This is a genomic window from Cytobacillus sp. Bac17, from assembly GCF_024519925.1.
Lineage (GTDB): Bacteria > Bacillota > Bacilli > Bacillales > Cytobacillaceae > Cytobacillus > Cytobacillus pseudoceanisediminis.
In genome coordinates this window covers 1-2,486 of record NZ_JALJRC010000070.1, presented here as the reverse complement: position 1 = coordinate 2,486, position 2,486 = coordinate 1, and the positions used below count along the sequence as shown (strand labels likewise).

Sequence of the window (2,486 nt, the reverse complement as noted above, 5' to 3'; positions counted from 1 at the left end):
TGTAGACGTCAAGTTGAATTTTACACTTTTTGCTCGTTTTATTTTTACACTTCTGCTGAAAAAATGCTCTTTCGGTTTTTCATCCGATGACTCTCCTCATTCTCTCCACCATGTATGACCTCCACACGATGAAGTAAACGATCCAGAATAGCTGTCGTAATCCCTTGATCCCCAATTAGATTACCCCATTCATCTGGACTTTTATTTGAAGTAAGGATGATTGAACTTCGTTCATATAAGTGATTAATTAAATGAAAAAATAAGTTTGCTTCTCTCTGATCCATCGCCATGTACATTAAATCATCGATAATCACAAGATCGGCATTTCTAATTCGTTTGAGTTGAACTTTAGATTTATTCAGGTATTCTTCTGTCTTTAAAAGTTGCACTAGTTCACCCATTGTAACGAAGTAAACATTGAATCCTTTATAAACGGCTTCAAGTCCCAGCCCAATTGCGATATATGTTTTCCCAATGCCAGGGGGACCTAAGAGAATTAAATTATACTGTTGCTCTAACCAGCTTAATTCTCTAAGTTGAGAAAGCTGGCGGGCTGTTAGAACGTTTTGACCTTTAAGTTCAAACTCATCTAATGACTTCACGAAAGGGAAGCGTGCCCATTTCATTCTTTTTTCAAGGCTCTTTGCTTCACGTTTGGCTAGTTCATATCGTGTGATAGATTCTAAGAACTCCAAGTAAGTCCAGGATGCTTTTTCAGCTTCGCGAAGAAGCTGCGGTAGCTCCTCCGCCGTCTCTGATAAACGTAACTGTCGAAATTGATCTTGTAATTCATGCACCGTCTTGTTCATCATCCTCGACCTCCTAAAATGCTAGTATACGCATTTAAAGAACGGGTAGAAGCCTTAATAGGAGGATGTTTTGCTGGATTGGCATAAAAGGATTGTACCTCTTTAACTGGTTCATCATGCAAGTTATCAAGGTGATGAGCGATATCACGAAAGTCATTCGCATTGTATAGTTTTTCTGTCGTGCACTTGGCCAACACAGGATCTATTAATGATGGATACTGTTGAATCACCTTGTAAATGATCGCAAATTGGTCTCGACGATACCTTGGGTATCTTTGACTGATCTCATCAAAATACACAGCTGCCTGAGTCTGATCTTCAAAGTAAGAGATAAGACGTTGTTTAAGCTCTTCAATCCCCTTTGAACGATCGCGAGTATGGTGACGGTTTTGAATGAGTTTTCCTTTTTCTGAACTAATAATATGTTCGGTGATGATTTCACCACTTGCCTCTTTGCGTATCACAAGAGTTTGTTGCTCTTCGTTGGTCACTTCAATCCATACAAGATTTTCAGTCATTGTTTGATAAGTCCCTAGTGGGACAGAATAACGGTTAGACTTATAACGGATCGTGTTGTCCTTGCTTACAGTTCTTGTTATACTTTGTTTATTGGTACTTTCATATGAAAGTAACGAAGAGACTGGCTGTAAGTGTTGCTTTTCGAGGAGAAACACTTCTGCTGGTCTTTTTTTCGTTGTCTGGTGAACCTGATGGTTCCCCGTACGTTGAAGCCACTTTAATGCTCGATCATTCCAATCTTCTATGTCGCTAAAAACTCGACTGTCTGCGAAATTCCCTTTTATGTATTTCACTACATTTTCAATCATGCCTTTAGATTCCGGATCAGCTCTTCTGCACAAGTGAACTTTGAATTGACGCTCATTCACATAGTTTTGAAATTCTTCTGTTAAAAGTAGCTGACCTGCGTTTTCACTCACAGCGATTAAGTGGTCTTGATCATAGACAATTTCATTTGTGCGTCCACCGTAAAATTGGAATGCATTTTCATGACATCTGATCGCATCTCTTGTAGTAAACGGTCGTGCCTGCCATTCCATATATTTATGTCTGGAATGAGCGAGTACAAAGGCAATAAAGTACAGTTTGATTTCTTTGTTGTCTGTCGTCTTCTGTTTTGTTTCACCCCAGTCTACCTGAAGTTGTTTGCCCATTGGTTGTTCAGGAACTGCTTCATATTGGCGAACAATGACCTTTTTCTCAATCTGGTAGACTTCTCGTATATTTCTCACATAAGTCCTCACAGTACTTCCGCCGACCAAAAGATCGGGAAACCTCTCCAAAAGCCAATCATGAATTTGAGCACTACTCAGGTGAGGATACTCTTCTAGCCAAGCAAGTATCCAGTCTTTATAATGATCCAATTTTTTCTTCTTCCCCAAAGGCTGTTCCGTGTATGCTCTTGCTTCATCAAATGTCATTTCTAAATACTTGTAAACAGTTGGTCTTGAAATCTTAAGCTCCTTAGCGATTTGTGCTACTTTAAATTTTCTTTTGTGTAGTTCATGAATCTTTACATATAACACTAACTTTTCCTCCAAAAATCCTAACCTCCAGTAAAATAACGTCACTATTTATTTTACTAAAGTAATAGGTTGATTGAGCAGAAGTGTAAAATCTTATCAAGCAAAAACTGTCAACTTTATTCTAGCGTTCACA

Annotated in this window: 2 protein-coding genes; both read right to left on the bottom strand. The window is 38.7% G+C overall.

From position 1 onward, the window contains the following. Window positions 1–44: 44 nt before the first annotated feature. Window positions 45–809, bottom strand: coding sequence for an IS21-like element IS643 family helper ATPase IstB (gene istB / locus NR125_RS29085; RefSeq protein ID WP_256816835.1), 765 nt, complete (start codon window positions 807–809; stop codon window positions 45–47). Next, complete coding sequence (istA, locus tag NR125_RS29080; protein WP_256816834.1) at window positions 809–2,353, bottom strand: IS21 family transposase; 1,545 nt, start codon at window positions 2,351–2,353, stop codon at window positions 809–811. The genes istB and istA overlap by 1 nt, the downstream gene beginning before the upstream one ends. Window positions 2,354–2,486 lie beyond the last annotated feature (133 nt).

Coding starts and splice junctions, on each gene's coding strand:
- istB (WP_256816835.1), bottom strand. CDS start 809: ATGAACAAGACGGTGCATGAATTACAAGATCAATTTCGACAGTTACGT.